Origin of the sequence: Streptomyces megasporus (genome assembly GCF_000718985.1) — a bacterium.
In the GTDB taxonomy this organism is placed as follows: Bacteria; Actinomycetota; Actinomycetes; order Streptomycetales; family Streptomycetaceae; genus Streptomyces; species Streptomyces megasporus.
Map to the genome: position 1 here is coordinate 353,141 of NZ_JODL01000001.1, position 26,584 is coordinate 379,724.

General features: G+C 73.1%; 29 protein-coding genes. 11 read left to right on the top strand and 18 right to left on the bottom strand.

The window, feature by feature from the left end:
- Positions 1-6 precede the first annotated feature (6 nt).
- Positions 7-900 (top strand): alpha/beta fold hydrolase, encoded by an 894-nt coding sequence (locus tag IF47_RS0101555; protein ID WP_031506065.1) that lies wholly within the window; start codon positions 7-9, stop codon positions 898-900.
- On the opposite strand, the gene IF47_RS0101560 is transcribed toward IF47_RS0101555, so the two are convergent.
- From IF47_RS0101560 to IF47_RS0101575, 4 genes are all read right to left on the bottom strand, one after another.
- Positions 881-1,489, bottom strand: a complete 609-nt coding sequence (locus IF47_RS0101560; protein WP_031506066.1) for a MarC family protein — start codon at positions 1,487-1,489, stop codon at positions 881-883. The genes IF47_RS0101555 and IF47_RS0101560 overlap by 20 nt on opposite strands.
- 54 nt (positions 1,490-1,543) lie before the next feature.
- Positions 1,544-2,389 (bottom strand): PHP domain-containing protein, encoded by an 846-nt coding sequence (locus IF47_RS0101565; RefSeq protein WP_031506068.1) that lies wholly within the window; start codon positions 2,387-2,389, stop codon positions 1,544-1,546.
- Positions 2,390-2,549: 160 nt separating this feature from the next.
- Positions 2,550-3,203 (bottom strand): DUF6758 family protein, encoded by a 654-nt coding sequence (locus IF47_RS0101570; RefSeq protein WP_031506069.1) that lies wholly within the window; start codon positions 3,201-3,203, stop codon positions 2,550-2,552.
- Between the two features lie 208 nt (positions 3,204-3,411).
- Entirely contained in the window at positions 3,412-4,014 is a 603-nt protein-coding gene (locus IF47_RS0101575) for a suppressor of fused domain protein (RefSeq protein ID WP_031506070.1), read from the bottom strand.
- Between the two features lie 466 nt (positions 4,015-4,480).
- Here IF47_RS0101575 and IF47_RS0101580 point away from each other — a divergent pair, with 466 nt between their 5' ends.
- Complete coding sequence (locus IF47_RS0101580; protein WP_031506071.1) at positions 4,481-5,611, top strand: magnesium and cobalt transport protein CorA; 1,131 nt, start codon at positions 4,481-4,483, stop codon at positions 5,609-5,611.
- A 13-nt stretch (positions 5,612-5,624) separates the two neighbouring features.
- On the opposite strand, the gene IF47_RS0101585 is transcribed toward IF47_RS0101580, so the two are convergent.
- Positions 5,625-6,605: a DMT family transporter gene (locus tag IF47_RS0101585; RefSeq protein WP_425423542.1), complete on the bottom strand. Its 981-nt coding sequence runs from the start codon at positions 6,603-6,605 to the stop codon at positions 5,625-5,627.
- Between the two features lie 155 nt (positions 6,606-6,760).
- On the opposite strand from IF47_RS0101585, the gene IF47_RS0101590 reads away from it, so the two are divergent.
- Positions 6,761-7,339, top strand: a complete 579-nt coding sequence (locus IF47_RS0101590; RefSeq protein ID WP_051716770.1) for a hypothetical protein — start codon at positions 6,761-6,763, stop codon at positions 7,337-7,339.
- 18 nt (positions 7,340-7,357) lie between these two features.
- Here IF47_RS0101590 and IF47_RS0101595 read toward each other — a convergent pair whose 3' ends face one another.
- Entirely contained in the window at positions 7,358-8,122 is a 765-nt protein-coding gene (locus IF47_RS0101595) for a hypothetical protein (RefSeq protein WP_031506075.1), read from the bottom strand.
- 266 nt (positions 8,123-8,388) lie between these two features.
- On the opposite strand from IF47_RS0101595, the gene IF47_RS0101600 reads away from it, so the two are divergent.
- From IF47_RS0101600 to IF47_RS0101610, 3 genes are all read left to right on the top strand, one after another.
- A complete protein-coding gene (locus IF47_RS0101600) occupies positions 8,389-9,693 on the top strand; it encodes a magnesium transporter MgtE N-terminal domain-containing protein (RefSeq protein WP_051716773.1) in 1,305 nt (434 codons plus the stop codon).
- The gene (locus IF47_RS0101605; protein WP_031506078.1) at positions 9,683-10,282 is read left to right on the top strand and encodes a DUF1003 domain-containing protein; all 600 of its coding nucleotides are present in this window, start codon (positions 9,683-9,685) and stop codon (positions 10,280-10,282) included. The genes IF47_RS0101600 and IF47_RS0101605 overlap by 11 nt, the downstream gene beginning before the upstream one ends.
- A 128-nt stretch (positions 10,283-10,410) precedes the next feature.
- Positions 10,411-11,577 (top strand): Mrp/NBP35 family ATP-binding protein, encoded by a 1,167-nt coding sequence (locus tag IF47_RS0101610; protein ID WP_031506080.1) that lies wholly within the window; start codon positions 10,411-10,413, stop codon positions 11,575-11,577.
- A 155-nt stretch (positions 11,578-11,732) separates the two neighbouring features.
- Here the strand turns inward: IF47_RS0101610 and IF47_RS0101615 are convergent, their stop codons facing one another.
- From IF47_RS0101615 to sigE, 5 genes are all read right to left on the bottom strand, one after another.
- Complete coding sequence (locus IF47_RS0101615) at positions 11,733-12,374, bottom strand: hypothetical protein (protein ID WP_031506081.1); 642 nt, start codon at positions 12,372-12,374, stop codon at positions 11,733-11,735.
- Between the two features lie 160 nt (positions 12,375-12,534).
- Positions 12,535-12,999 (bottom strand): sec-independent translocase, encoded by a 465-nt coding sequence (locus tag IF47_RS0101620; protein ID WP_031506082.1) that lies wholly within the window; start codon positions 12,997-12,999, stop codon positions 12,535-12,537.
- Between the two features lie 157 nt (positions 13,000-13,156).
- The gene (locus tag IF47_RS0101625; RefSeq protein WP_037731695.1) at positions 13,157-14,683 is read right to left on the bottom strand and encodes a S1C family serine protease; all 1,527 of its coding nucleotides are present in this window, start codon (positions 14,681-14,683) and stop codon (positions 13,157-13,159) included.
- Positions 14,684-14,827: 144 nt separating this feature from the next.
- The gene (locus tag IF47_RS28525) at positions 14,828-15,778 is read right to left on the bottom strand and encodes an anti-sigma factor family protein (protein WP_051716775.1); all 951 of its coding nucleotides are present in this window, start codon (positions 15,776-15,778) and stop codon (positions 14,828-14,830) included.
- On the bottom strand, positions 15,775-16,545 hold the full coding sequence (sigE, locus tag IF47_RS0101635) for an RNA polymerase sigma factor SigE (RefSeq protein WP_078591480.1): 771 nt from the start codon (positions 16,543-16,545) through the stop codon (positions 15,775-15,777). The genes IF47_RS28525 and sigE overlap by 4 nt, the downstream gene beginning before the upstream one ends.
- A gap of 153 nt (positions 16,546-16,698) precedes the next feature.
- Here sigE and IF47_RS0101640 point away from each other — a divergent pair, with 153 nt between their 5' ends.
- Positions 16,699-17,388 carry an O-methyltransferase gene (locus IF47_RS0101640; RefSeq protein ID WP_078591481.1) on the top strand — a complete coding sequence of 230 codons (690 nt, stop codon included), beginning with the start codon at positions 16,699-16,701 and terminating at the stop codon, positions 17,386-17,388.
- A 161-nt stretch (positions 17,389-17,549) separates the two neighbouring features.
- On the opposite strand, the gene IF47_RS29095 is transcribed toward IF47_RS0101640, so the two are convergent.
- Positions 17,550-17,717, bottom strand: coding sequence for a DUF3117 domain-containing protein (locus tag IF47_RS29095; protein WP_014137929.1), 168 nt, complete (start codon positions 17,715-17,717; stop codon positions 17,550-17,552).
- Between the two features lie 278 nt (positions 17,718-17,995).
- Here IF47_RS29095 and chcB point away from each other — a divergent pair, with 278 nt between their 5' ends.
- Positions 17,996-18,784: a 2-cyclohexenylcarbonyl CoA isomerase gene (gene chcB, locus IF47_RS0101650; RefSeq protein ID WP_031506087.1), complete on the top strand. Its 789-nt coding sequence runs from the start codon at positions 17,996-17,998 to the stop codon at positions 18,782-18,784.
- Between the two features lie 111 nt (positions 18,785-18,895).
- Here chcB and IF47_RS0101655 read toward each other — a convergent pair whose 3' ends face one another.
- Together IF47_RS0101655 and IF47_RS0101660 are read right to left on the bottom strand one after the other, a co-directional pair.
- The gene (locus tag IF47_RS0101655; RefSeq protein ID WP_031506089.1) at positions 18,896-19,495 is read right to left on the bottom strand and encodes a DNA-3-methyladenine glycosylase I; all 600 of its coding nucleotides are present in this window, start codon (positions 19,493-19,495) and stop codon (positions 18,896-18,898) included.
- Entirely contained in the window at positions 19,492-19,869 is a 378-nt protein-coding gene (locus IF47_RS0101660) for a DivIVA domain-containing protein (RefSeq protein WP_031506090.1), read from the bottom strand. The genes IF47_RS0101655 and IF47_RS0101660 overlap by 4 nt, the downstream gene beginning before the upstream one ends.
- A 145-nt stretch (positions 19,870-20,014) precedes the next feature.
- Between IF47_RS0101660 and folP the strand changes: the two genes are divergently transcribed.
- A complete protein-coding gene (gene folP, locus IF47_RS0101665; protein ID WP_031506091.1) occupies positions 20,015-20,875 on the top strand; it encodes a dihydropteroate synthase in 861 nt (286 codons plus the stop codon).
- Between the two features lie 19 nt (positions 20,876-20,894).
- On the opposite strand, the gene IF47_RS0101670 is transcribed toward folP, so the two are convergent.
- Together IF47_RS0101670 and dapE are read right to left on the bottom strand one after the other, a co-directional pair.
- Positions 20,895-21,692 (bottom strand): LOG family protein, encoded by a 798-nt coding sequence (locus IF47_RS0101670; RefSeq protein WP_051716778.1) that lies wholly within the window; start codon positions 21,690-21,692, stop codon positions 20,895-20,897.
- A gap of 181 nt (positions 21,693-21,873) precedes the next feature.
- Positions 21,874-23,025, bottom strand: coding sequence for a succinyl-diaminopimelate desuccinylase (dapE, locus tag IF47_RS0101675; protein ID WP_078591482.1), 1,152 nt, complete (start codon positions 23,023-23,025; stop codon positions 21,874-21,876).
- Between the two features lie 93 nt (positions 23,026-23,118).
- Between dapE and IF47_RS0101680 the strand changes: the two genes are divergently transcribed.
- Both IF47_RS0101680 and IF47_RS0101685 read left to right on the top strand, forming a co-directional pair.
- Positions 23,119-24,042 carry a VldE C-terminal domain-containing protein gene (locus IF47_RS0101680; protein ID WP_031506094.1) on the top strand — a complete coding sequence of 308 codons (924 nt, stop codon included), beginning with the start codon at positions 23,119-23,121 and terminating at the stop codon, positions 24,040-24,042.
- A gap of 361 nt (positions 24,043-24,403) precedes the next feature.
- The gene (locus IF47_RS0101685) at positions 24,404-24,895 is read left to right on the top strand and encodes a hypothetical protein (RefSeq protein WP_031506095.1); all 492 of its coding nucleotides are present in this window, start codon (positions 24,404-24,406) and stop codon (positions 24,893-24,895) included.
- A 109-nt stretch (positions 24,896-25,004) separates the two neighbouring features.
- Here IF47_RS0101685 and dapC read toward each other — a convergent pair whose 3' ends face one another.
- Both dapC and fdxA read right to left on the bottom strand, forming a co-directional pair.
- On the bottom strand, positions 25,005-26,102 hold the full coding sequence (gene dapC / locus IF47_RS0101690; RefSeq protein WP_031506097.1) for a succinyldiaminopimelate transaminase: 1,098 nt from the start codon (positions 26,100-26,102) through the stop codon (positions 25,005-25,007).
- A gap of 89 nt (positions 26,103-26,191) precedes the next feature.
- On the bottom strand, positions 26,192-26,518 hold the full coding sequence (gene fdxA, locus IF47_RS0101695; protein ID WP_031506098.1) for a ferredoxin: 327 nt from the start codon (positions 26,516-26,518) through the stop codon (positions 26,192-26,194).
- Between the last annotated feature and the right edge of the window lie 66 nt (positions 26,519-26,584).

Sequence of the window (26,584 nt, forward strand, 5' to 3'; positions counted from 1 at the left end):
CACCGCATGAGCAAGCCGCCGACCCTCACCCTGCCCCGCGGCGCGCGGGCGTACCGACTGGCGACCCCGCGCGGCGACTTCGCCGTGCACGACGCGGGCGAGCCGCGTGCCGGAACGGCCTTGCTGGTGCCGGGTTTCACCGGCAGCAAGGAGGACTTCATCGCCCTGCTCGCCCCACTGGCGCGGCAGGGCTTCCGGGTGGTGGCCGTGGACGGCCGCGGACAGCACGAGACCGGCGGCCCGCGCCGGGAGGACGCCTACGCCCAGGACGAGCTGGCGCGGGACGTGCTCGCCCAGGCCGAGGCGCTCGGCGGGGACATCCACCTGCTGGGGCACTCCCTGGGCGGGCTGATCGCCCGCGCCGCCGTGCTGCGGGACGCGGCGCCCTTCGCGTCCCTGACCATCATGAGTTCCGGTCCCGCCGCCATCTCCCCCGCCCAGCAGGCCCGTACCAGGATGCTGATGGACGCCCTGGCGGTGATGGACATGGAGGCGGTCTGGCAGGCGATGCGCGACCTGGACCCGCCGGAGGCCGCCGACGCCGCCACCCCGTCCGACGTCGGGGACTTCCTGCACCGTCGCTGGCTGGCGAACGTCCCCGAACAGCTCGTGGCCACCGGCCGCCAACTGCTCGACGAGCCGGACCGGGTCGCCGAACTGGCGGCCGTCCCCCTGCCCAAGCACGTGCTGTCCGGGGCGGTGGACTACGCCTGGCCGGTGTCGCTGATGGACGAGATGGCGCGGCGGCTGGACGCGCGGCGCACGGTGATCCGGGGGGCCGAGCACTCCCCGAACGCCGAGCGCCCCGAGGAGACGGCACAGGCCCTGGCGGCCTTCTGGCACGACTGCCGGGCGGCCGACGCGGACACGGCCCGGTCGGTCAGCCGTTTCCCTGGATGAACTGCGTGACGCCGCCTGCGATCTGCTGGACCGCGATCGCCGACAGCAGCATCCCGGACAGGCGTGTCACCAGGACCACGCCGCCGTCCTTGATGACCCGGATGATCAGCAGCGAGTACCGCATCACCAGCCACAGCACGAGGTGCAGCACGAGGATCGCCGACCACACCGAGAGGTGATCGGGCACCCCGTCCGCGCGCTGCACCGCCAGGATGACCGAGACGATCGCGCCGGGCCCGGCCAGCAGGGGCATGCCGAGGGGGACGAGGGCGGCGTTGACGTCCTTGGTCTGCTGGGGCTCGTCGCTCCGGCCGGTGAGCAGGTCCAGCGCGACCAGCAGCAGCAGGAGCCCGCCCGCGACCATCAGCGCGGGGATCGACACGTGGAGGTAGTCGAGGATCTGCCGGCCGAGCAGGCCGAAGACCGCGATCACCCCGAAGGCGACGGCGGTGGCCTGGAGGGCCATCTTCCGCTGGACCTTGGCCGGACGCCCGGAGCTGAGGGCGAGGAAGATCGGGATGATGCCGGGCGGGTCCATGATCACGAAGAGCGTGACGAACACGGACCCGAAGACAGCGAAGTCGAACACGGTGGTGCCTTGTCTGGTGCCTTGCTCGGGGCCTTGTGGGACGTGGACGGTGGGTCAGGCGGAGAGGGGTGCCGCGCCCGACCCCCGGGCGGCGATCTCGGCGTAGACGTCGGGATCGGTGGTGTGTTCCCCGAGCCGGCAGGTCTTGCGGGTGCCGTGGTAGTCGCTGGAGCCGGTGGCCAGCAGGCCGAGGTCGCGGGCGAGGCCGCGGAGCCGGTCGCGGGTCGCGGCGTCGTGGTCCATGTGGTCCACCTCGATGCCGTCGAGTCCGGCGGCGGCCAGGTCGGCGATGGCGCTCTCCGGCACGCACCGGCCGCGCTTGACGGCCAGGGGGTGCGCGAAGACCGCGACCCCGCCCGCGCCCTTGATCAGGCGGATCGCCGTGAAGGGGTCCAGTTCGTGCTTCTCCACGTACGCCCGGCCGTCGTTCGCGATCCACTCGGAGGTGAAGGCGTCCGAGACGGTGCCGACCACGCCCAGTTCCACCATCGCGGTCGCGATGTGCGGGCGGCCCACGGAGCCGTCCCCGGCGATCTCGGCGACCCGCTCCCAGGTGATGGGCACGCCCAGTTCCCGGAGCTTGGCCACCATGCCCCGGGCGCGCGGGACACGGTCGTCGCGGACCAGTTCGCGTTCGCGCGCCAACTCGGGCTCGGCCGGGTCGAACAGGTAGGCCAGCATGTGCAGGCTCACGCCGTCCAGCCGGCAGGAGAGTTCGGCGCCGGGGACGAGGGTGAGGCCCTCGGGGAGGGCCTCGGCGGCCTCGGCGTGGCCCGCGACCGTGTCGTGGTCGGTCAGCGCCACCACGTCCAGTCCGGCCGCCGCGGCGGCCCGCACCAGCTCGGCGGGGGTGTCCGTACCGTCCGACGCGGTGGAGTGGGTGTGCAGGTCGATGCGCACGTCGGGGCTCCCACGGTGAACGGCTGAAACGGACACTTCAGAATCTTCAGAATAGAGCACCGCCGTCCGGCGTCTTCGGCGGCGGGCGTCCGTCCCGATCGCGGCCCGACGGTGGCCCGACCGCGGCCCGACGGTGGGAGCCTCCCACGGGAACCGCGGGTCAGGCGTGGGCGGGCCCGTCCAACAGCCGGGGGGACAGCGCTCCGCAGGGCACCAGTTCCACCTCGGCGCCCGCGTCCCTCAGATCGGTGAGCACCAGTTCGTCGTACATCAGCAGCCCGGACTGTTCGGGCCAGGCGATCGCCCACAGCCACAGCCCGCACGCCTCGCCCGCGAACACCGCGCGGTCGTCGGGGGCCCCGCCCACGTGCCACAGCGGGGTGGGTCGGCCGGCGGCGAGGACCTTCGTGTGCGGGGGCCTGTCGACGTCCATCAGGGGTCCGGGGTCCGGGCCGGGCACCCCGGCGTAGCGCGCGCCGAGTCCGATGCCCGGTTCCTCGGCGACGAGCAGGAGCTCGCCGGGGCCGCCCAGCGGTCCCGGTCCCGAGCAGGCCACGGTGGTGGCCCGGCCGCCGCCGCGGTCGTCGCCCGCGTGGGCGATCCCGGTGAACAGCCAGCCGATCGGGAGGGGCCAGGGCATCCACACGGGGACCCGGGCCCGGTGGAGGACGACGCCGAGCGCCTCGACGCTCGGCGGGAGGACCGGTTGCAGCGGCTGCACCGCGCCGTGCGTGCCGCACTGCCAGGAGTCGGCGAAGAGACCGGGTGCCCGGACACGGCCACCGCACTTCGGGCAACTGGGTTCGCCCCTCATGGAGCACCACGGTCCTACCCGGGCGGCCTTCCGTCAAGGACGATCACTCGGACGGATCGTACGGTCCCGCTCTCCGTCCGATTCCCCGTCAACTCCCTTCGCCCGCCGCCCGGTCCTGCCCGGCGGGTTCCGCTCCGCCGGCGCCCCGGCGGTCGATCGGCAGTCGGTCGGTGGTCGGTCGGTGGTCGATCGGGGATGTGGCGGTCGGTCAGTCCGCCAGCGGCACGGACGCGCGCCGGGGGTCGCGCAGGTCCGTGCCGTGCGCCAGCCACCGTTCCTGGAGCGCCGCCGCGCCGTGCACGCGTTTCCAGGCGGCCTCGTTGGGTGTCATCGGCAGCAGGGGCAGGAAGCGGACGGGGTCCATCGGCGCGTCCAGTTCCAGGTCCTCCACCAGGCCGCCGGGCTCGCCGACCAGCACGGAGGTGAAGGGCGCCCCGGGCCACAGCGGCTCGCCCACGTCCAGCGAGGCGCCCGGCGCCACGACCACGCCCTCGACCTGCGGGGACGCGGCGAGCACGGCGAGCGGGCGCAGCACCTTGTCGGTGTCGGCGAGCCCGGCCCGCACCGTCAGCACCAGTTCGGCGCGGGGGCCCCGCTCGGGGTCGGCGAGGGTGGCGGTGGGGTCGGCCATCGGCGCGGCGGACATGCCCAGGGTGGCGTACCTCACCACGCCGTTCCCGTCGCCGTCGAAGTCCGGGAAGCGCAACACCTCGATCCGGTCGGTGCCCAGGAACGTCACGGCGGCCCGTGCGTCGGGCTCTCCCAGGGCGGTACGCAGCCTGGCCTCGACCAACTGGAGAACGTGTGCCATACGGCGAGCATAGATCGTGTATGGATCAGGCAAAGAGGGTACGCGAAAGGCCTTGGCGTGGACCGGAAGAGGTTCCGCGAGTGCTACCGTTGACTGCTGGTCAAGGCATGTACGTGGTTTCCCCCAGCGGGGACCGGCCGGAGGAGGTGGGGCTGCGATGGATCCGAGTCGACCGTGCAGTACCGGCTGCTCTTCCGTACGGCAGTTCCGTCCCCGCGTCTGAGGGCCTTCCTCCCCCCGCTTTCCAGCGGTGAAACCCCGGTAGGCCGGCTTTCTCCCCGCGGACCGGATGCGTGGAAGAGCGTGTGAGTCCCGTTCGACCGTCGTTCTCAACGATTGCCGCTCGTACGTGCGGTTCGCGTGGTGCCCGCTTTGCAGACCTCCGGCCTTCCCCCTGCCCGTAGGTCCCCATTCCGGGCAGCGCTGCGCCCGTCCGGCGGCGGCTCGGCACGCGAAGGAGCCCAGCATGTCGATGATCCGTGACCTGCGCGCCGCGGTCCGCCCCACCCTCCGCCGGGGCGGTCGTCCCCTCCACCCCTACCCCCACGGCGCGGTCGACGCCCCCGCCGCCGGCAGCTCGATCGTCGACTGCGCCGTCTACCGGGACGGTCGTCGCGCGTCCCGACACACGACCCCCACCGACGCCCTGCGCGAACTGCGGGCGCGGGACGGCCGGGAGAACGGCGGGTTCGTGTGGATCGGCCTGCACGAGCCCAGCGAGCAGGAGTTCTCGGGCATCGCACGCGAGTTCGGTCTGCACCCGCTCGCCGTCGAGGACGCGGTCCACGCGCACCAGCGGCCGAAGCTGGAGCGGTACGACGACAGCCTGTTCACCGTCTTCAAGACCATCCACTACGTCGACCACGACGAACTCACCGACAACAGCGAGGTGGTGGAGACCGGCGAGGTGATGTGCTTCACCGGCCGGGACTACATCATCACCGTCCGGCACGGCGGGCAGGGGTCGCTGCGCACGCTGCGCCACCGGTTGGAGGACGACCCCGAGCTGCTGGCCAAGGGCCCCTCGGCCGTGCTGCACGCCATCGCCGACCAGGTGGTGGACGGCTACCTGGCGGTCGCGAGCGCGGTGCAGGAGGACATCGACGAGGTGGAGATCCAGGTCTTCTCGGAGAGCGCGGGCCGCGGTCGCCGCGGTCGCGACGCGGGACGGATCTACCAGCTCAAGCGCGAGGTGTTGGAGTTCAAGCGGGCGGTCTCGCCGCTGCTGCGGCCGATGCAGTTGCTGAGCGAGCGGCCGATGCGGCTGATCGACCCCGACATCCAGAAGTACTTCCGCGACGTGGCCGACCACCTGACCCGGGTGAACGAGCAGGTGCTGTCCTTCGACGACCTGCTCAACTCCATCCTCCAGGCGAACCTCGCCCAGGCGACGGTCGCGCAGAACGAGGACATGCGGAAGATCACCTCGTGGGCGGCGATCTTCGCCGTCCCGACGATGATCGCCGGGATCTACGGCATGAACTTCGCGTACATGCCGGAGCTGGAGTGGAAGTACGGCTACCCGACCGTCATGGCCGTGATCCTGGGCATCTGCTACGCCATCCACCGCGGTTTCAAGCGGAACGGCTGGCTCTAGCGCCGCGTCGGCATCAGGAGGCGCGGGAGCCGGTGGTCGGCCCGGCCTCGGCGGTCCCGCCGGTCCTGGTGTTCGCCCGGACCACCAGGACCAGACCGACCACGATCACCCCCAGCGCGGCGTAGACGGCGGGGGGCGGGGTCTGGCCCAGCCACAGCGCCGCGATCAGGGCCGCGCCCGGGGTCTCCAGCAGGATCGCCGTGGAGGTGGTCGACGGTCCCAGTCCCCGCACCACCCGGTTGATCAGCGAGTGGCCCAGCAGTTGCGCGGTAACGGTGAGCAGGGCCAACTTGACCCAGGTCTCCGCGCTGTAGCCGCCGCCGAGGTCCGTCCCCAGGGCCAGGCAGGCGGCCAGCAGGATCGCGGCCGTCGTGGTGTAGCAGACGAAGGTGTACGCGGTCGTGGAGACCGTGCGGCGCACCTCGGCGCCGAGCAGGACGTATCCGGCCGCCGCCATGCCGCCGCCGAGCGCGAGGGCGTCGCCGGCCAGGGCGCGCGGCGAGAGCGTCAGGTCGACGCCGGTGAGGAGCACCACGCCGGCGAAGGCCACCGCCGTGCCCGCCCAGACCAGCGCGGGCGGTCGGTGTCCGCGCAGCCGCAGCAGCAGGGTGGTCCAGATCGGGGTGGTGGTGACCAGCGCGGTCGAGGAGGCGACCGAGGTCATGTGGAGGCTGGGCAGCCAGAGCGCGAAGTGCAGGGCGAGCAGCACTCCGGCGGCCACGGCCAGCAGGACGTTCCGGCGGCCCATGGAACGCAGCTCGGCCCGGTGGCGGGTGAGGGCCGGCAGGGCGAGCGCCCCGACCGCCATCGCGTTGCGCCAGAAGGCGATGGCCAGGGCCGGTGCGGCGGTGGCCGCGATCAGGGGCGCGGACAGGGAGATGCCCGAGACGGCCACGGCCAGCAGGAAGAGGTCCGGGCCGGTACCCAGGGGCCTGGTCGGGGATGCGCCGGACACCGGGTTCGTCAGGGAGGTGGGTGTCTCGGCGGTGCGCACGGGGGCTTCTCTCCTGGGCTTCGGGGTCTGGGACGTCCGCCGGGTACGGGCGCGACCCGTCCAGCGTAAGGCGCGTGGACCGGTCGCGGTACTGACCCTCCGGGCGCCGGGCCTTCGGCGCCCTCGGCGGGGAGGGACGGCGGTAGGGTCGGCGTATGGCCACATCCTCCACCTCCGTGTCCACCCCCGCGCTCGATCGGGCGCTGATCGAGGAGTCGGCGAAGAAGTCCGCCCTGGTGTGGGTGCGCGGCCCGCAGGGGCCGGACCGTCCCCTGTGGCACGTCTGGCACGACGGGGCCGTCTGCGTGGTGGGCGACGGCCCCGGGGAGCAGCCGCTGGACGGCCTCGGGCTCGTCCACGGCGGCACCGCCACGGTCACCGCGCGCAGCAAGGACAAGGGCGGGCGGCTGGTCGTCTGGCCCGCTCGGGTGGTGGAACTCTCCCCCGGCGGGGAGGAGTGGCGATCCGCGGTGGCCGAGCTGGCCGGCAAGCGGCTCAACGCGCCGGACGCGACCACGATCGCCGAGCGCTGGGCACGGGAGTGCCGCGTGGTGCGGCTGGAGCCCGCCGGGGCGCTCGTCGAGGGGCCCGGCTCGATGCCGGACGGTTCGCGGGCCGCCGTCCCGCTGCCGACGGCGGCGACCACGCGGCGGCCGGCTCCGGCCGGGCTGCCGAAGCTCTTGGCGCGGCGGGCCGGTGGGACGGGCCGCCGGAAGGGCCGGCGGGAGGGGTGAGGGGCGGGCGGGTCCGTCCTACTCCGTCACCGCGAGCTTCCTGCCGTAGTCCACGACCTGGTCGTCCTGCGGGGCCCGCAGGGTGAACTCCTTGTCCCACTCCAGCAGTTCGACCACGCCCGCGTCGCCGCCGCGCTCCAGCCGCAGCGGGTAGGGCCTGCCGATCAGCGCGACGCTGAGGACCCCGCCGTTGCCCTGCGCGGCCCGCACCTCTATCGTCCGCACGCCCTCGACCTCGCCGCGGTCGCCGGTCTCCCGCTCGCCCTGGAGGGCGAGCAGCCCGTCCAGCAGCACGTCCTTGTCCGTGAAACCGCTGAGCTGCCCGTAGGCCGGGTCGTCCGGCGGGACCTTGACGTACTTGCCCTCCAGCTTGCGGGCCGCCGCCAGGTCGCTCTCGGTGGGTTCCTCGTCGCCCTGCTCCTGCCGGACCCAGAAGCCCGCGTCGGCCTTGAGGTAGAGGTCCTCGTCGACCCGCAGCAGCTCGAAGTGCGGGCCGCCCTTGGCGGAGACCTCGCCGAGACCGCCGTTGTCCTTCAGCCGCATGTCCAGCCGGTACGTGCGGCCCTGACTGATCACGCTGCCCGACAGCCGAACGGACTCGGCCGACTCGGCGGCCTTGCGCGCCCTCTCCTCGATCTTGGCGGCGGGGAGTTTGCCGATCCCGTTGGTCCCCGCGTCCGGGTCCTCCGAGCCGCATCCCGCGAGCACGACCACCAGCGCCGTGAGTACCGCCCCCACCACCGTCGCGCTCCGGGCACGAACACCGTGGACCCACACAGTCACGTCCGCTCTTCCTCCTGAAGTCGAGGCAGGATCGCACCTTACCGGGGGTACCGGCCCCGGACGGAAAGCGGCCGTCCGGCCGACGGCGCGCAGGGGGCGCGGACGTGGGCGCGTTAGCCTGAAGGACACTTTCGGGCCATGTCACCGTGCTGCACTCGGCCTCGCGCGGGTACACGCGAACACGACGGACACAACGCACGACGCACGACACACGAGACACGACGCACGAGACACGGAACGGCACGAGCGAGGAGCGGAGGACGGGCATGGCGCTGGGTGCCCCGCGGGTCTTCGTCTCGCACCTCTCCGGCATCGCCGTCTTCGACCCCGTCGGGGACCAGGTGGGACGCGTACGGGACGTGGTGGCGATGCTGCGCGTCGGCAACCTGCCGCCGCGCGTGCTCGGGCTGGTCGTGGAGGTGGTCAGCCGGCGGCGCGTCTTCCTCCCCATGACCCGGGTGACCGGCGTGGAGTCGGGACAGGTGATCACCACCGGCGTGGTCAACCTGCGACGCTTCGAGCAGCGCCCCGCCGAGACCCTGGTCCTGGGGGAACTCCTGGACCGGCAGGTGACGCTGGTCGAGACGGGCGAGAAGGTCACCGTGCTCGACGTGGGCCTCACCCGGTTGCCGTCCCGCCGCGACTGGCTGATCGACAAGGTCTTCGTGCGGCGCGGCAGGGGCGGTGCGCTGCGGCGGCGCGGGGAGACGCTGACCGTGGAGTGGTCGGCGGTGACCGGCTTCTCGCTGGAGGAGGAGGAACAGGGGGCGGCCAACCTGCTGGCCGTCTTCGACCGGCTGCGCCCCGCCGACCTCGCCAACGTGCTCCACCACCTGTCGGCCAAGCGCCGGGGCGAGGTGGCCGCCGCGCTGGACGACGACCGACTGGCGGACGTGCTGGAGGAGCTGCCGGACGACGACCAGGTGGAGATCCTCCGCAAGCTCAAGGACGAGCGCGCCGCGGACGTGCTGGAGGCGATGGCCCCCGACGACGCCGCCGACCTCCTCTCCGAGCTGCCGGAGAAGGACATGGAGCGGCTGCTGCGCCTGATGGAGCCGCAGGACGCCGCTCCGCTGCGGCGGTTGCTGACGTACGAGGAACACACCGCGGGCGGGATCATGACGACCGAACCGATCGTGCTGCGCCCCGACGCCACGGTGGCCGACGCCCTGGCCAGGGTGCGCGTGGAGGACCTGCCGGCCCCGCTGGCCGCGCAGGTGTACGTGTGCCGGCCGCCGGAGGAGACCCCGACGGGGAAGTACCTGGGCCTGGCGCACTTCCAGCGGTTGCTGCGGGAGCCGCCCGGCACGCTGGTCGGTTCGGTCGTGGACACCGATCTGCGGCCGCTGCCGCCGGACACCCCCCTGCCCACCCTGACCAGCTATCTGGCGGCGTACAACATCGTGTCGGTGCCGGTGGTGGACGAGAGCGGTTCGCTGCTGGGCGCCGTCACGGTCGACGACGTCCTGGACCACCTGCTGCCGGACGACTGGCGCGAGGCCGCCGCCCGACAGGCGATCGGGAGGGGCGACCTGCTGGAGGACGCCCGGGGGGTCGCCGGTGACCGATAGGCCGACGACCGGCAGGGAGCGGGACGAGCGCCGGGAACGGCGCAGGGAGCGCCGGGAACGTGAGCGGAGCCTGCCGCCGCTCACCGGGCGGGAGCGCCGGACCCGGCTGGACCAGCCGATGGTGCCGCGCCGCGGTCTGCTGCCGGAGTACGATCCGGAGGCCTTCGGGCGGCTGTCGGAGCGGATCGCCCGCTTCCTGGGCACGGGACGGTTCCTCGTCTGGATGACGGTGACCATCGTCGTGTGGGTCGTCTGGAACGTCGCGGCCCCGCCAGCGCTGCGCTTCGACGAGTACCCGTTCATCTTCCTGACGCTCGTGCTGTCGCTCCAGGCGTCGTACGCGGCCCCGTTGATCCTTCTGGCCCAGAACCGGCAGGACGACCGGGACCGGGTCAACCTGGAGCAGGACCGCAAGCGCAACGAGCGCTCCATCGCCGACACCGAGTACCTCACCCGTGAGGTCGCCGCGCTGCGGATGGGCCTGGGCGAGGTGGCCACCCGGGACTGGATCCGCTCGGAGCTCCAGGAGTTGCTGAAGGAGCTGGAGCAGCGCGGCGCCGTGGAGCCCTCCCCCGACCGGGAGCGCTGACGTCCCCCCACCCGCGATCCGCCCGCGATCCACCCACGCCTTGCCCGCGATCCGCCCACAGGAGTGCGGTGATCCGTGTCTCGTCCGCCGCCTTCGGCACGGCAGCCGCCGCGCCGTACCATCGGGGCATGGCTACTGACACGTCCGCGGCACGCAGCGGAGCCCCCACCGAGGAAGCGGTCCGCGCCGCGCTCGCGACCGTGAACGACCCGGAGATCCACCGCCCGATCACCGATCTCGGCATGGTGAAGTCCGTGGAGATCGGCGCGGACGGAGCGGTCGCGGTCGCGGTCTACCTGACCGTCGCCGGCTGCCCGATGCGCGAGACCATCACCTCCTCCGTGACCGAGGCGGTCCGCCGTGTGGCGGGCGTCACGGACGTGACGGTGTCCCTGGACGTGATGAGCGACGAGCAGCGCCGCGAGTTGGCGGCCACCCTCCGCGGCGGTCAGGCCGAGCGCGAGATCCCGTTCGCCAAGCCGGGCTCGCTGACCCGGGTGTACGCGATCGCCTCCGGCAAGGGCGGTGTCGGCAAGTCCTCGGTGACGGTCAACCTGGCGGCGGCGATGGCGGCCGACGGGTTGAAGGTCGGCGTCGTGGACGCCGACATCTACGGCCACTCGGTGCCGCGCATGCTGGGCGCGGAGGGCCGGCCGACCCAGGTCGAGAACATGATCATGCCGCCGTCCGCGAACGGCGTGAAGGTCATCTCGATCGGCATGTTCACCCCGGGCAACGCCCCGGTGGTGTGGCGCGGGCCGATGCTCCACCGCGCGCTCCAGCAGTTCCTCGCCGACGTCTACTGGGGCGACCTGGACGTGCTGCTGCTGGACCTGCCGCCGGGCACGGGCGACATCGCCATCTCGGTGGCACAGCTCGTCCCGAACGCCGAGATCCTGGTGGTGACCACCCCGCAGCAGGCGGCGGCCGAGGTCGCCGAGCGCGCCGGTTCCATCGCCGTGCAGACCCACCAGAAGATCGTGGGCGTCGTGGAGAACATGTCCGGGCTGCCCTGCCCGCACTGCGGCGAGATGGTGGACGTCTTCGGCACCGGCGGCGGTCAGCGCGTGGCCGACGGGCTGAGCCGGACCACCGGCACCGGCGTCCCGGTCCTCGGCTCCATCCCGATCGACGTGCGGCTGCGCGAGGGCGGTGACGAGGGCAGGCCGGTGGTGCTGACCGACCCGGAGTCCCCCGCGGGCGCGGCGATCCGCTCGATCGCCGGCAAGCTGGGCGGACGGCAGCGGGGACTGGCCGGGATGTCGCTGGGGATCACCCCGCGCAACAAGTTCTGAGGCGGCCTTCGGGGCTCCGAGGCCCCGTGGGCTTCCCACACGGAAGGTGGTGTGCTCGCGGGCGCGCCGCCTTCCGTCGTATCCGGTTCGTCGTATCCGGTCCGTCGTATCCGGTCACGGCCTTCGCGCGGTTCCGGCCGCGGCGGGCCCCGCCGTCAGTGGCGGTAGGCGGTGATGTCCTTGATCACCGAGAAGCCCAGTCCGTAGGCGCTCATCCCCCGCCCGTACGCGCCGATGTGCACGTTCTCGTGGGCCGGGCCCGCCAGGACCCAGCCGTACTCGGACTCCCGGTAGCGGAACTCGGCCGGGATGCCGTCGACCGGCAGCGTCAGGGTGGTCCAGGCGGAGTTCTCCAGGTCGTCCGCCAGCTCCCAGGCGATCGCCGTCTGCTGGTCGAGCCACTGCTGCCTGAGCCCGCGTTCCATCCGGGCGGGCCAGGTGCACGACAGCAGCCCCGATCCGGCCAGCCAGGCGGCCGACGAGACCGAGGTGGCGTCCAGGACGCCCGTGCCGTCCGGACTGCTGCGCACCGGACGGTCGGCGACCGTCACCACGATGGCGAAGCGCTGGTGGTCCGGGCCGGCCTCAGAGCGGTAGGAGGGCTCGTCCCCGTGTCCGGTCGCGCCGTGTTCGACCGTGCCGTCGGCCGCCCTCCCCACCCGCGTCAGCCAGCGTGGGCCGGTGAAGGCCTCATCGAGGCCGTACCAGGGGAAATCGGCCATCAGGTAGCCGTCGATCCCCCGGTCCGCCCCGGACGCGGTCGCGTCCTGTGGCTCTGCCCGGCCCGTCGTCTCCATCTGCGCGACGCCTCCTCGTGTGCCCCGTGTCGTGGCGGACCCGCCCCCCTGGGGCCCGACCTCGGACACAGGGAGAATAGCCGGCCCCGTACCCCGAACCGGACAGAACCGGGTGTGCACTACGGGAGGTGGCCCTCACGGTTCACCGGCGAGGAGTGTCTCAGGTCGCGTCGGCGTCGAACGGCGGAGGATCGTGCCGGGGCGCCGGGTCCGCCTTGCGGAGCCGGTCGGGAGTGGCGCTCTCCGAAGCCTTCGCGGGGGTGACGTCGGACCCGTCCGACGTGCCGCCGGAGGTGATCTCCCGTCCGTTGACCGCGTCCGTGACCTCGGCGAGCTCCTGGCGGAGGTCGAAGCTGTTGCGGATCTCCTTCAGACCCAGGTCGTCGTTGTCCAGCAGGTGCTTGCGGGCGAAGTTCTTGGGGTTGAGGTCCTCGAACTCGAAGTCCTTGAACTCCGGCCCCAGCTCCTTGCGGATGTCGTCGCGCGCGTTGTCCGAGAACTCCCGCACCTTGCGGATGAACCCCGCGACGTCCTGGATCACCTTCGGCAGCTTCTCCGGCCCGAAGACAAGGACCGCGAGGATGATGAGCGCGACCAGCTCGAGGGGTCCTATGTCGAAGAACACCGTGCAGCTCCCTCAGATACGTCCACGGCCCGTCCGGCCACAGTCACGGTACCCGCCCGGACCCCCGGGGCGGGAGTCGGCGACGCGAACAACAGCCGTCGCCCGGGGCGCCGTCCCCACCGCCGCCCGAGCGCCGTCCCGAGCGCCGTCCCGGGCGTCACGACCCGGTCGCCGATCCGAGCACGACCTCCACCGTCCGCTCCCGGCCGCCGCGTTCGACCGTCAGCTCCAGCCGGTCGCCGGGCCGGTGGCTGCGGATCTTCACGATCAGCTCCTCGCCGCCCCGGACCGGTGTGCCGTCCACCTCCGTGATGACGTCCCCCTCCTCGATGCCCGCCCGGTCCGCGGGCCCGCCGGGGACGACGGACGTGCCCTCCCCGCCGGAACCGAGGGCGACGCGGGCGCCCTCCCCGGTGTACTCCATGTCGAGCGTGACGCCGATCACGGGGTGGGTGGCCCGACCGGTGTTGATCAGCTCCTCGGCCACCCGCTTGGCCTGGTTGACGGGGATGGCGAAGCCCAGACCGATGCTGCCGCCGCGGCCGGACCCGGGCAGACCGTTGTCGGCGGCGCGGATCGCGCTGTTGATGCCGATCACCCGACCCCTGGCGTCCATCAGCGGGCCGCCCGAGTTGCCGGGGTTGATGGGGGCGTCGGTCTGCAGCGCGTCCACGTAGCTGATGTCGCTGCTCCCCGCGCCGCCCCTGTCGCCGCCCGCCGTGATGGGGCGCTCCTTGGCGCTGATGATGCCCTCGGTGACCGTGCCCGCCAGGTCGTACGGCGCTCCGATCGCCACGACCGGGTCGCCCACCCGCACGGAGTCGGAGTTGCCCAGTGGCAGCGGGTGCAGTCCGTGGACGCCTTTCACCCTCAGCACGGCGAGGTCGTAGCCGCTGTCGGTGCCGACGATCTCGGCGGCGGCCGTCTCCCCGCCGTGGAAGGTCACCCTGATGTCCCCGCCGCCCTCGGCGGGCTCCACCACATGGTGGTTGGTCAGGAGGTGGCCGCGCTTGTCGAGGACGAAGCCGGTGCCGGTGCCCTGTTCGCCGGAGCCCCGCACGTGGATGGTCACCACGCCGGGCAGGGCGCGCTCGGCGATCCCGGCCACGCTGCCCGGATCGCGCTCCGTGTCCTCGACGGGCGCCTGGGACAGTTCGATGGTGCCGAATCCGGCCGTGCGCTCCAGGTGGGATCCGACCCACCCGCCCACGCCGCCGACCGCCAGTGCCAGCGCGGCGAGCGCGGCGGCCGTCCGTCGACGGACCCGGCGCGGCCCGGCGGGGGACGGGGTCCGCGGGGCCGGGAGGTCCGGGAGGGTTTGGGAGAGCGGTGCGTCGGGGGCGGGCGGGGGCGGCGGCACCGCCGAGGGGGGCGACGGCGGCGCCCACGGGTCGTACCGCGCGAACGGCCCGCTCGGGGCCGCCGCGCTCTCCGGAGCGGGGGGCTGGGCCTGCGCCGGCAGTCGGGTGCCCCGCGCGGGCGTCGGCACGGGGCGCTGGACGGGCGGAGCGGGGGCCCAGGGCCCCGGACCGCCGTAGGGGGGCGTGCCGTACGGGTCCTCCCCGTGCAACGGCCTCGGCACGGGGCCGGCGGCCTGGACGCCTCCCACCGGGCGCGGGGCGGAGGTCCCGCGTGGACGGCTCCACCACGTCGGTTGCGGCCTGGCGGCCTTCCCCTCGTCCATGCTCTCCCCACATTCGCCCGCGCCGTCCTCACGCGCGGACTCGCACCACATCCCCACGATTCAACCAGGTCCGTACCTCGGGGGCGGGCAGACCCGCCGTTCCGTCCGCGCCCCACCGGGCGTCCACCGGGCGGACGCAGCCGGTCAGTGACCGATCCGCGACCCGGCGGGGGAGGTGGAGGGGAGCGTGAGAGGAGACACCGAGGGGTCGGTCGCGGGGTCGGCCGCGGGGACCGGGGCGGTGAACGTGGCCGAGGGGGTCGCGCCGGGCAGCGGTCGTTCCACCGGCCCGTACGTCATCGGCGACCCCATGTCCAGCGGCCGGGGGGTGTAGTACGTCGGGCGTATCAGGGGCGGGTGCAGCGCGGAGACCACGTCCAGCACCGGCGCCGTCATCAGCCCGTACTGCCGGGCGGCGTGATCGGCCTCCAGCCGCGACACGGACTGCGCGGGCGAGGGCACCGGCGGCGGCACCGCCGTGGGCTCGCCCGTCGGGCCGGTGTCGCCCCGCTCCCCCTCGCCGGACCGCCCGCCGTCCCGTACCACGCCGACCGTGGCCGTGCGCGGGGCGCCAGCGGTGGCGCCGTCCCCGCTCGCCACCGACGTGGAGCCGCCGGTCGTGGTGGAGGTGAGCGCGCCGCCGATGGCGAAGGCCGCCAGCGACACGGCGCCGGCGGCGGCGAAAGCGAAGCGGCGACCACGCGAGGCCGCCCGGTCCGGTTCGTGGATGCGGAAGCCGCGTTCGGGGGTGAGCGCGCTGCGGGACGGCAGGTACTCGAAGTCCCAGGGGGACGTGGACGGGCCTATCGGCCCGTCCGGCCCCGGATCGTCCTCCAGCCCCGCGGGCAGCCCCTGGAGCCTCGCGAGCAGCCTCTCGGAGGGCAGCGGGGACGGAGTGTCGGCGAAGACGCTCTTCACCCTGCGCTGCGCGTCGGCCTCGGCCTTGCAGGAGTGGCAGGTGGCGAGGTGGGCGAGGACACGCTCGCGCGTCTCGTGCCCCAGTTCGCCGTCCACCAGGGCCGCCAGGCGGTCCCCCAGGTGCTGTTCGGCCGGGGTCGGCTCCGCTCCGTGGGGCGAGTCGTATGTGCCGCTCACTCGATGCCGCCCTCCCTACTCGGTACGCCGGGGACCGCCCCGGCCAGGGCCCGCTGCTCGGCGCGCGCCTCGGGCGACCGGTGCCTGAGCGCCTTGCGCAGGTGGGAACGGCCGCGGTGGATGCGGCTGCGGACCGTGCCGAGCTTCACGCCGAGCGTCGCGGCGATCTCCTCGTACGACAGCCCCTCGATGTCGCAGAGCACCACCGCCGCCCGGAACTCCGGGGCGAGGGTGTCCAGGGCGTGCTGGACGTCGGCGTCGAAGTGGGTGTCGTTGAAGTGCTGCTGGGGGGAGGGCTCGCGGCTGGCCAGCCGCTCGGCCGCGTCGTCGCCGAGCGCGTCGAAGCGGATGCGCTGCTTGCGCCGCACCATGTCCAGGAAGAGGTTCGTGGTGATGCGGTGCAGCCACCCCTCGAAGGTGCCGGGGGTGTAGGTGGACAGGGAGCGGAAGACCCGGACGAAGACTTCCTGGGTCAGGTCCTCGGCGTCGTGCTGGTTTCCGGTCAGACGGTACGCGAGCCGGTAGACCCGTGCGCTGTGGGTGCTGACGATCTCCTCCCAGGTGGGAGGCGTCCACGCCGGGGCGCCCGCGTCGGTGGCGAAGGTCGCGGTGGTCGCGGAGTCGGCGGCGTGGCGGCGGTCAGCGGTGTCGTTCACGGATTTCGGCTCGCCGGGGGACCCGCGAAAGCGCCTCGGCACTCTTCGGTCGCCGGCTGCAGCCGCACCTCCCCTGTCGGCTCTGGTGGTGTCCAGTGGAGCCCCTACCATAGCCACCTCGCCCGTTAGCTCCGGATAAGTTTCTTTGCCCGTCTTTCGGTCCTGTGCCGCGCTCGTTTCCCTCGTCGCCCGTCACACGGTTCCGTCCTTGACCAACGCGCGGTCCCATCTGCGGGTTCCCGAGGGCAGCCGATACAGTCACGGTTGCGTGGACCACGGCGACAGGAGAGGGCGATTACCGGCAACCGGCAGACGAGCTGGGCGTTCGCCGACGCGTACGGCGCCGAGCACGTCGAGCACGTCGAGCACTCCGCGGCACTGCGCTGGGCTCGTGACCGTGCCCGGGAGGCAGGGCTGCGCCCGGTGTCGGACGGCACGGGCGCGGCGCTGCGCCTGCTGGCCGCCGCCGTGGACGCCAAGGCCGTGGCCGAGATCGGCACCGGGACCGGGGTGTCGGGAATCCACCTGCTGCACGGCATGCGGCCGGACGGCGTGCTGACGACCGTGGACACCGAGCCGGAGTGTCAGCAGATAGCCCGCCAGGCGTTCCGCGCCGCGGGCTTCGCGGCCAACCGCGCCCGCTTCATTCCGGGCCGGGCCCTGGACGTGCTGCCGCGGCTCGCGGACGGCGGGTACGACCTGGTGTTCTGCGACGGCGACCGGATGGAGTGCCTGGAGTACCTGGGCGAGTCGCTGCGCCTGCTGCGTCCGGGCGGGCTGGTCTGCTTCGAGGGCGTCTTCGCCGACGGCCGCACCGTCGACACCTCGGCCCAGCCCGCCGAGGTCCTCAGGCTCCGCGAGCTGCTGCGCACCGTCCGGGACAGCACCGCCCTGCTGCCCTCGCTGCTGCCGGTGGGCGACGGGCTGCTGTGCGCGGTCAAACGGGGCCGCTGAGAGCCCGCTCTCCCGGCCCGGAACGCCCCCTCGGCCCCTCGCGGTCCTTCGGCCGCCCGGCGTCCGGGGCACGTGCTCCGGACACGCCGAAACCCCCGGGCGTCGCGCTCCGGGGGCCTCGGTCGAAGGCGGTGACGGCGAGAACGGCGCCGAGGGCTTCCTCAGCCGCAGGCCTTCTTCAGAGCTTCGCCGAGTGCATCCGCTTCGTCAGGGGTCAGCTCGACGACGAGTCGTCCACCGCCTTCGAGCGGAACGCGCATGATGATGCCCCGCCCCTCCTTGGTCACCTCGAGCGGGCCATCGCCCGTCCGCGGCTTCATGGCCGCCATGCTCGTTCCCCTTCCTGAAACCAGCTGATCTCAGCCGACAACCCAGGTGTCATCGGCGTCGAACACATTGCTTCCCTCCCATTATCCCGCATCACATGACCGCGTGACCAACATCGTTCCGTATCCCTTGCGCAACGCGCTCGCACAAAACCACCCAATTCGGCGATCAAGCTGCGATACTGCGTGCTTTTCTTTCCCTTGTCGGCTCGGGTTTGTTTGACGCAGCTCACATGTGCGGCCATGTATCGGTAGCCGCCGGTCCTTGCCATGCTGGCCCCATGGCAGACAACGTGCTCTACGAAGTGTCCGAGGGCCTCGCCAGCGTCGTCCTCAACCGTCCCGACGCCATGAACGCCCTCGACACCGCGCTCAAGGAGGAGTTGCGGGACACCCTGCGGGAGGCGGCCGACGATCCGGCCGTGCGCGCGGTGCTGTTGACCGGCAGGGGGCGGGCGTTCTGCGTCGGGCAGGATCTCAAGGAGCACGTCGAGGCACTGCGCGCGAGCGGCGGCGGGGCCCTGGACACCGTGCGGGAGCACTACAACCCGATCACCCTCGCGATCGCCTCCATGCCCAAGCCGGTGGTGGCGGGCGTCAACGGCGTCGCGGCCGGCGCCGGCGCCGGGTTCGCCTTCGCGGCCGACTACCGTGTGGTCGCCGACACCGCCTCCTTCAACACCTCCTTCGCCGGCGTGGCGCTCACCGCCGACTCCGGGGTGTCCTGGACGCTGCCGCGGCTGGTCGGCCCGAGCCGCGCCGCCGACCTGCTGTTCTTCCCGCGCAGCGTGACGGCGCAGGAGGCGCTGGAGCTGGGCGTCGCCAACCGGGTCGTGCCGGCCGACCGGCTGGCCGAGGAGGCCGAGGCCGTGGCCCGCCGGCTCGCCCAGGGGCCGACGGCCGCCTACGCCGCGCTGAAGGAGTCCCTCGCCCACGGCTCGTCGCACTCCCTGGCCGAGACGCTGGAGAAGGAGGCCGAGCTCCAGGCCCGTGCCGGCGCCTCGGAGGACCACAGGACGGCGGTGGAGGCGTTCGTCAACAAGGAGAAGCCCGTCTTCCGAGGCCGCTGACGCCCTCCGCCGCACCCGGCGCCCGCGCCCCGGCCCACCCGCCCCGCCGATCCGGCTTGTCGAACCGGCCCGTCGAACCGGCCCGTCGAACCGGCCGCCGTCAGGGCGCTGTCAGGGCGCGGGGCGCCGGGTGCGGGCGCAGCAGTCCGCCAGGTGGTCGTCGACCAGGCCGCACGCCTGCATCAGGGCGTAGGCCGTGGTCGGGCCGGTGAAGCGGAACCCCCTCTTCTTGAGGGCCTTCGACAGCGCCGTGGACTCCGGGGTGATCGCGGGGACCTCGGCGGTCGTGCGCGGGACGGGACGGCCGGCCGGATCGGGAGCGTGGGACCACACCAGGGCGTCCAGCTCGCCCGGCCCCCACTCCGCGGCGATCCGGGCGTTGGCGATGACCGCGTCGATCTTGGCGCGGTTGCGGATGATGCCGGGGTCGGCGAGCAGTCTCTCCCGGTCCGCCTCGGTGAACCGCGCCACCTCGGCGATCCGGAAACCGGCGAACGCCGCCCGGAAGCCCTCGCGGCGGCGCAGGATCGTCAGCCAGGACAGGCCCGACTGGAACGCCTCCAGGCACAGCCGCTCGAACAGCGCGTCGTCGCCGTGCACCGGGCGGCCCCACTCGGTGTCGTGGTACGCCGTGTAGTCCTCCGTGGCCAGGCCCCACGGGCAGCGGAGCAGGCCGTCCGGTCCGGGCAGGGCCGTGCCGGCGGGTGTCACCGGGCCTCCTCGGGCGCCTCGCCGGGCTTCTCGAACATGCCGGGACGGCCCATCGCCGCCGCCCGCTCCCCCGCCAGGGACGCCTCCAGCTCGGCGATCCGGGCGTCGCGCTCGGCCAGTTCGGCGCCGAGCCGGTCGAGGACGTCGTCGACGTCCGCCATCCGGTAGCCGCGCACGGCCATCGGCAGCCGCAGCGCCTCCAGGTCCGCGCGGTGCACGGGACGGTCGGGGGGCAGCCATGCCTCGATCCGGTCCGGCGGGGCGTCGGCGAGCCCTCCCGTCGCGGTGCGACCGGGGCCGTCACCGCCGCCCACCACGGCCAGCGCGACCGCGGTGACCACCACGATCAACGCGATCAGCAGAAACCAGAACACGCCATCTCCCCGAGTCCGTCACACCGACGACGGGCACGGCTGCTCCGTGACCGTCTCCTGTGATCGTGCCACGAGACACCGGGGGCTAGGGTCGGCGGAGGGACATCTGTGCAGTGGCCACACGGGCCGCGAGGAGAGGACAGCGATGCTGCGGCTGGGACGGCGCGAGTTCGGCGAGCACGAGACGGTGATCATGGCCATCGTGAACCGGACCCCTGACTCCTTCTACGACCGGGGCGCCACCTTCCGCGACGGTCCGGCGCTGGACCGGGTCGAGCGGGCGGTGGCGGAGGGCGCCGCCATCGTCGACATCGGCGGGGTGAAGGCCGGCCCCGGCGAGGAGGTGTCGGTCGAGGAGGAGCTGCGGCGCACCGCCGGCTTCGTCGCCGAGGTGCGACGGCGTCACCCGGACGTGGTGATCAGCGTGGACACCTGGCGGCACGAGGTGGGCGAGGCGGTCTGCGAGGCGGGCGCCGACCTGCTCAACGACGCCTGGGGCGGTGTGGACCCGAAGCTGGCCGAGGTGGCGGCGCGGTACGGCGTCGGCCTGGTGTGCACCCACACCGGCGGCTCCCTGCCGCGGACCAGGCCGCACCGGGTGGCCTACGAGGACGTCATGGCCGACGTGCTGCGGGCCACCGTCGGCCTGGCGGAGCGCGCGGTCGGGCTCGGGGTGCGCCGGGACGCGATCCTGATCGACCCCGGGCACGACTTCGGCAAGAACACCCGGCACTCCCTGGAGGTCACCCGCCGCCTGGAGGAGATGGTGGCCACCGGGTGGCCGGTGCTGGTGTCGCTGTCCAACAAGGACTTCGTCGGGGAGACGCTGGACAAGCCGGTCAAGGAGCGGCTGACCGGCACCCTGGCCACGACGGCGGTCTCCGCGTGGCTGGGCGCGCGGGTCTACCGCGTCCACGAGGTGGCCGAGACCCGGCAGGTGCTCGACATGGTCGCCTCCATCGCGGGTCGGCGCCCGCCGGCCGTCGCCCGCCGCGGCCTGGCCTGAGCCCCGGCGGGCCCGCCGGTCAGGCGGGCTCCTCCGGCAGCTCCCGCTCCACCATCGGGTTCGGCGCGGCGATCTCCTTGGTGACCAGCTCGATCGCCTCGTTCACGTCGTCGGTGACGTGGAACAGCTCCAGGTCGTGCCGGCCGGCCTTGCCGCCCGCGACGACGGCGTCGCGCAGCCAGTCCACCAGCCCCTGCCAGTACTCCGTGCCGAACAGCACGATCGGGAAGCGGGTGACCTTCCGCGTCTGGACCAGGGTGATCGCCTCGAACAGCTCGTCCAGCGTGCCCATGCCACCGGGCAGGACGACGAAGCCGCTCGCGTACTTGACGAACATCATCTTCCGCACGAAGAAGTAGCGGAAGTTGACGCCGATGTCGACGTACCGGTTCAGCCCCTGCTCGAAGGGGAGCTCGATGCCCAGGCCGACCGAGACGCCGCCCGCCTCGCTCGCGCCCCGGTTGGCCGCCTCCATCGCGCCCGGACCGCCGCCCGTGATCACCGTGAACCCGGCCTCCGCCAGGGCCCGGCCGATCCGCACCCCCACCTCGTACTCGGACGTGCCCTCGGGGGTGCGCGCCGAACCGAAGACGCTGATGGCGGGCCCGAGTTCGGCGAGGGTTCCGAAGCCCTCCACGAACTCCGACTGGATGCGCATGACCCGCCAGGGGTCCTGGTGCACCCAGTCCGAGGGGCCGGCGGTGTCCAGCAGCCGCTGGTCGGTGGTGCTGGACTGGATCTGGCCGCGCCGGCGCACCACCGGTCCCAGCCGGCGCTCCCGCGGCTCGCCCCGCTCGAATTCCTCGGCACTGCCCATACGTGTCCTCCCTGTTGCCGACATTGTCCCTGTTGTCGACGTTGTCCCTGTCATCGACGTTCGACTGTCGATGACGTACCGGCCGCCAGGGTACGCAGGTCCGGGTGACGCGGAGCGGAACTCGCGACCGCGTTCCGGCGACCGGGCCGCCAAAGGGGCCCGTGCCACGGATACCCGGCGGTCAGGCGGTAAGCCAGGCGCGCAGCCGCTCCTCGCAGTGGAGGATCTTCGCGGTCTCGACGCGTTCGTCGCGCCGGTGCGCCAGGTTGGGGTTGCCGGGGCCGTAGTTGACGGCGGGCACGCCCAGGGCGCTGAACCGGGAGACGTCGGTCCAGCCGAACTTCGGCCGCACCTCGCCGCCGACCGCCGCCACGAAGGCCGCGGCGGCCGGATGCGACAGGCCCGGCAGCGCGGGGCCGGAGCTGTCGTCCACCACCAGTTCGGCCACCCCGCAGTCCGCGAACACCTCGCGGACGTGCTCCAGCGCCTGCTCCTCGGTGAGATCGGGCGCGTAGCGGTAGTTGACGGTGACGGTGCACTCGTCGGGGATGACGTTGCCGGCGACACCGCCCTCGATCCCCACGGCGTTCAGTCCCTCGCGGAACTCCAGCCCGTCGATCACCGGCCGCCTGGGCTCGTACGCGGCCAGGCGGGCGAGGATCGGCGCGGCGGCGTGGACGGCGTTCTCGCCCATCCAGCCCCGGGCGGAGTGCGCGCGCTGCCCGGTGGTGCGCAGCTTGACCCGCAGCGTGCCCTGGCAGCCGCCCTCGACCTGCCCCTCGGAGGGCTCCAGCAGCACCGCGAAGTCCCCGGCCAGCCAGTCGGGGTGGGCCCGCGCGAGGCGTCCGAGGCCGTTGAGGTGCGCGTCCACCTCCTCGTTGTCGTAGAAGACGAAGGTCAGGTCCCGATTCGGAGTGGGGACGGTGGCGGCGATCCGCAACTGGACGGCGACCCCCGACTTCATGTCGGAGGTGCCGCAGCCCCACAGCACGCCGTCCTCCAGCCGGGAGGGCACGTTGTCGGCGATCGGCACGGTGTCGATGTGCCCGGCCAGGACGACCCGCTCGGCGCGGCCCAGTTCGGTCCGGGCGACGATGTTGTCGCCGTACCGGTCCACGCGCAGGTGCGGCAGGGCGCGCAGCGCGGTCTCGATCGCGTCCGCCAGCGGTTTCTCGCCGCCGCTGACCGAGGGGACGTCGACGAGCCGCGCGGTCAGCCGCGCCGCGTCCTGCGTCAGGTCGAGGACGACGTCGGTTCCGGCGCCGGTGCCGGTGGCTCCGGTTTCGGCTCCGACGTCGGCTCCGGTGGCGGGGGCAAGGGGGACACGCTCCATGCCGTCGACCCTATCCGTCCCCGTGGCGCGTCGTGCACCCGGTCTTCTCCACAGCCCGGCCACATCCGCGGCGGACACCGGTACCTTTGTCGCGTGTCCGAGCGAGCTTCCACTCCACGTCGCGGCCGACTGCTGCGTTTCGTCGCCGCGAGCGTCGTGCTGCTCGGACTCGCCGGGTATCTGCTGGTGCGCCACGATCCCGGCGGGTCCGGACCGGCCAGATGCGTCGTGACCGCGTCCGGCGACGGCGAGCCGTACGTGATAGAGCCCCAACAGGCCGCCAACGCCGCGACCATCGAGGCCGTCGCCTCCGCCCGGGGCCTGCCCGAGCGGGCGGTCACCATCGCCCTGGCCACCGCCATGCAGGAATCGGCGCTGCGCAACATCGACTACGGCGACCGGGACTCCGTCGGTCTGTTCCAGCAACGTCCTTCCCAGGGCTGGGGGACGCCGGAGCAGATCATGGACCCGGTGTACTCGGCCGGGAAGTTCTACGACCACCTGGTGGAGATCCCCGGCTACTCCCGCCTGCCGCTGACCGTGGCCGCGCAGCGGGTGCAGCGCAGCGGCTTCCCCGACGCCTACGCCAAGCACGAGTCCAGGGCGGCGCTGCTCACCGCCGCGCTCACCGGCCGCCAAGCCGCGTCCTTGACCTGTGTCCCCGGCCGGGGCGAGAGCGTGACCGCGGGCGATCCGGTGCGGGTGCGGGAGAAGCTGATCCGCGAGTTCGGCGAGGACGTCCTGCCGGAGTCCGCCCGGGTGGGCGGCGGGGTCGGTCGCAGCGCGCCCGACCCGGTCCTCTCCGTTCCCGTCCGCACCCCCGCGCGCGGCACCGGCGCGGACGCCGACCGACGGGGGTGGGAGGTGGCGCACTGGGCCGTGGCCCACTCCTCCGAGCTGGGGATCGAACGCGTCTCCTACGGGGACCGGGTCTGGGAGGCGACACGGGCGCGGGAGGGCTGGCGCGCGTCCGGGGAATCGCACCGTTCCGAGGTCGTCATCGTCACCGCCCGGTAGCGTCCGACGTCATCTCACGGCATGCCCCGGCATCACCCGAACGGGGGGCCGTGGCATGCCCGTGCGGGGCTGTGGGAACGCCTCGCGCCACGGTGCGGAGAATCCGCCGTCTCCCCTGGGAACACGGGGTTCCGGGGTTTTTCCGGCACCCTTCCTTCTGGCCGAATTGTCCGCTCTCGCCCCCTCCTGAGCGCACCGCGCATTGCCAATCCTTTACCCGTGCGACCGCAACCTCCGAGGCTTCCGGCGCGATAGGCACAGCGTCCGGGGGGCGCCGCCCCGACCGGATGCGCACGACGCCTCTCGGACCCGCGAGTCCGTAGGAAAAATCCGCAAGCCTCTTCTCCGTCGAAGGAGCAACATGTCCCTCCCCCTCTCGCGCCGGATCGCACGGACCGCGCTGCTGCTCGCAGCGGGCGCCGCTTCCGCCGTCGGTGCGACCGGTTCCGCGAACGCCGCCGAGCTCCTGCCCACCAAGGACCTGGGCGGACTGAGCAACCTGGACGGCGCGAACCTGGGCGACGCCATCGACGACACCTCGCGCGACATCAGCAACCAGGCGGGCAAGACCGGCGGCAAGGCCGTCAGGAACATCGTCCCGGCCGCCGGTGAGACCGTCGGCTCCACGGGCAAGTCCGTCCTCCCGGCCGCGCAGAAGACCGCCGGCAGCGCGACCGGCGCCACCGGCTCCCTCGTCGGCGACACCGCCAAGTCCGCCGCCAAGGGCAAGAAGGGCAAGAAGGGGAAGGGCAAGCTCCCCTCCACCCAGCAACTGACGAAGTCGGACTCCCTGCCCACGGACGTCCTGCCCAGCGTCGACAAGCTGCCGCTCAAGGACCTGCCGCTGGGCTGACACCGGCCCGCGCCGCGTTCCTCTTTCCGCTGTGAAGGGGCCCGGGGACCGTACGGTCCCCGGGCCCCTTCACGCACCGGCCTCGCGCACCGGTCGCCTGCGGAACGGCTCACGCGGTGAGACGCCGCACGGCCTCCCCGATCCGCTCGTCCGTCGCGGTGAAGGCGACCCGTACGAACCGCTCCCCCGCCGGTCCGTAGAAGTCGCCGGGCGCCACCAGCACACCGCGCCGGGACAGCTCCTCCACCGTGTCCCAGCAGGGCTCGTCCCGCGTCGCCCACAGGTACAGCGACGCCTCGCTGTGCTCGATGCGGAAGCCGCTCGCCTCCAGCGCGGTGCGCAGCGCCGAGCGCCGTGCCGCGTAGCGCGCGCGCTGCTCGGCCACGTGCGCGTCGTCGCCGAGCGCCGCCACCGTGGCGGCCTGGACCGGGGCGGGCACCATCATCCCGCCGTGCTTGCGCACCCGCAGCAGCTCGGCGAGGACGCCCTCGTCCCCCACCAGGAACGCGGCGCGGTAGCCGGCCAGGTTGGAGCGCTTGGAGAGCGAGTGGACGGCGACGATGCCCTCGTGGACGCCGCCGCAGACGTCCGGGTGGAGGACCGAGACCGGCTCGGCATCCCAGCCCAGCTCCAGGTAGCACTCATCGCTGAAGACCAGCACCCCGTGTTCGCGGGCCCACTCGACGGTGGCCTTCAGCTCCTCCTTCGGCAGCACCCGGCCGGTGGGGTTGGAGGGGGAGTTCAGCCACAGCAGCCGCAGGCCCTCGGGGTCCACCTCGCGCGGTGAGTCGTAGACGACCGGCTCGGCGCCCGCCAGCCGCGCCCCCACCTCGTACGTCGGGTACGCCAGCCGCGGAAAGGCCACCTTGTCCCCGGCGCCGATGCCGAGCTGGATCGGCAGCCACGCCACCAGTTCCTTGGAACCGACGATCGGCAGGACGTGGGTGTGGGCCAGGCCGCGCGCGCCCAGCCGTCGCTCGCTCCAGCCGACGATCGCGTCCCGCAGCTCGGTGGTGCCCCACACCGTGGGGTAGCCGGGGCTGTCGCCGGCGGCGGCGAGCGCCTTCTTGATCACGTCCGGCACCGGGTCGACCGGGGTCCCCACGGAGAGGTCCACGAGGCCGTCCGGGTGCGCGGCCGCCGTCTTCTTGTACGGCTCCAGCCGGTCCCACGGGAAGACCGGCAGACGGGAGGACAGGGGTGGCACGTGTCTTCGCTCTCTTTCCGGGAAAAAACCCGGTCCCGCACGGCGCGGAGCCGTGCGGGACCGGGGTCAGCTCTGGGGCCGCCGTCGGATCACTCGTCGTGTTCCTGCGGCGGGAGCGCGGCGACGAACGGGTGGTCGCGCTCGATCAGGCCGAGCTTGCTGGCCCCGCCGGGCGAGCCCAGCTCGTCGAAGAACTCGACGTTGGCCTTGTAGTAGTCCTTCCACTCCTCGGGGACGTCGTCCTCGTAGAAGATCGCCTCGACCGGGCAGACCGGCTCACAGGCCCCGCAGTCGACGCATTCGTCCGGGTGGATGTACAAGGACCGCCGGCCCTCGTAGATGCAGTCGACGGGGCACTCCTCGATACATGCCTTGTCCTTCAGATCGACACAAGGCTGCGCGATGACGTAGGTCACGCTGTCGTTCCTCCTCGGTAGGGCGCGGCAGCCGGTCCGGTTGTGGCTGGTCCGCGAAAGCGCGCG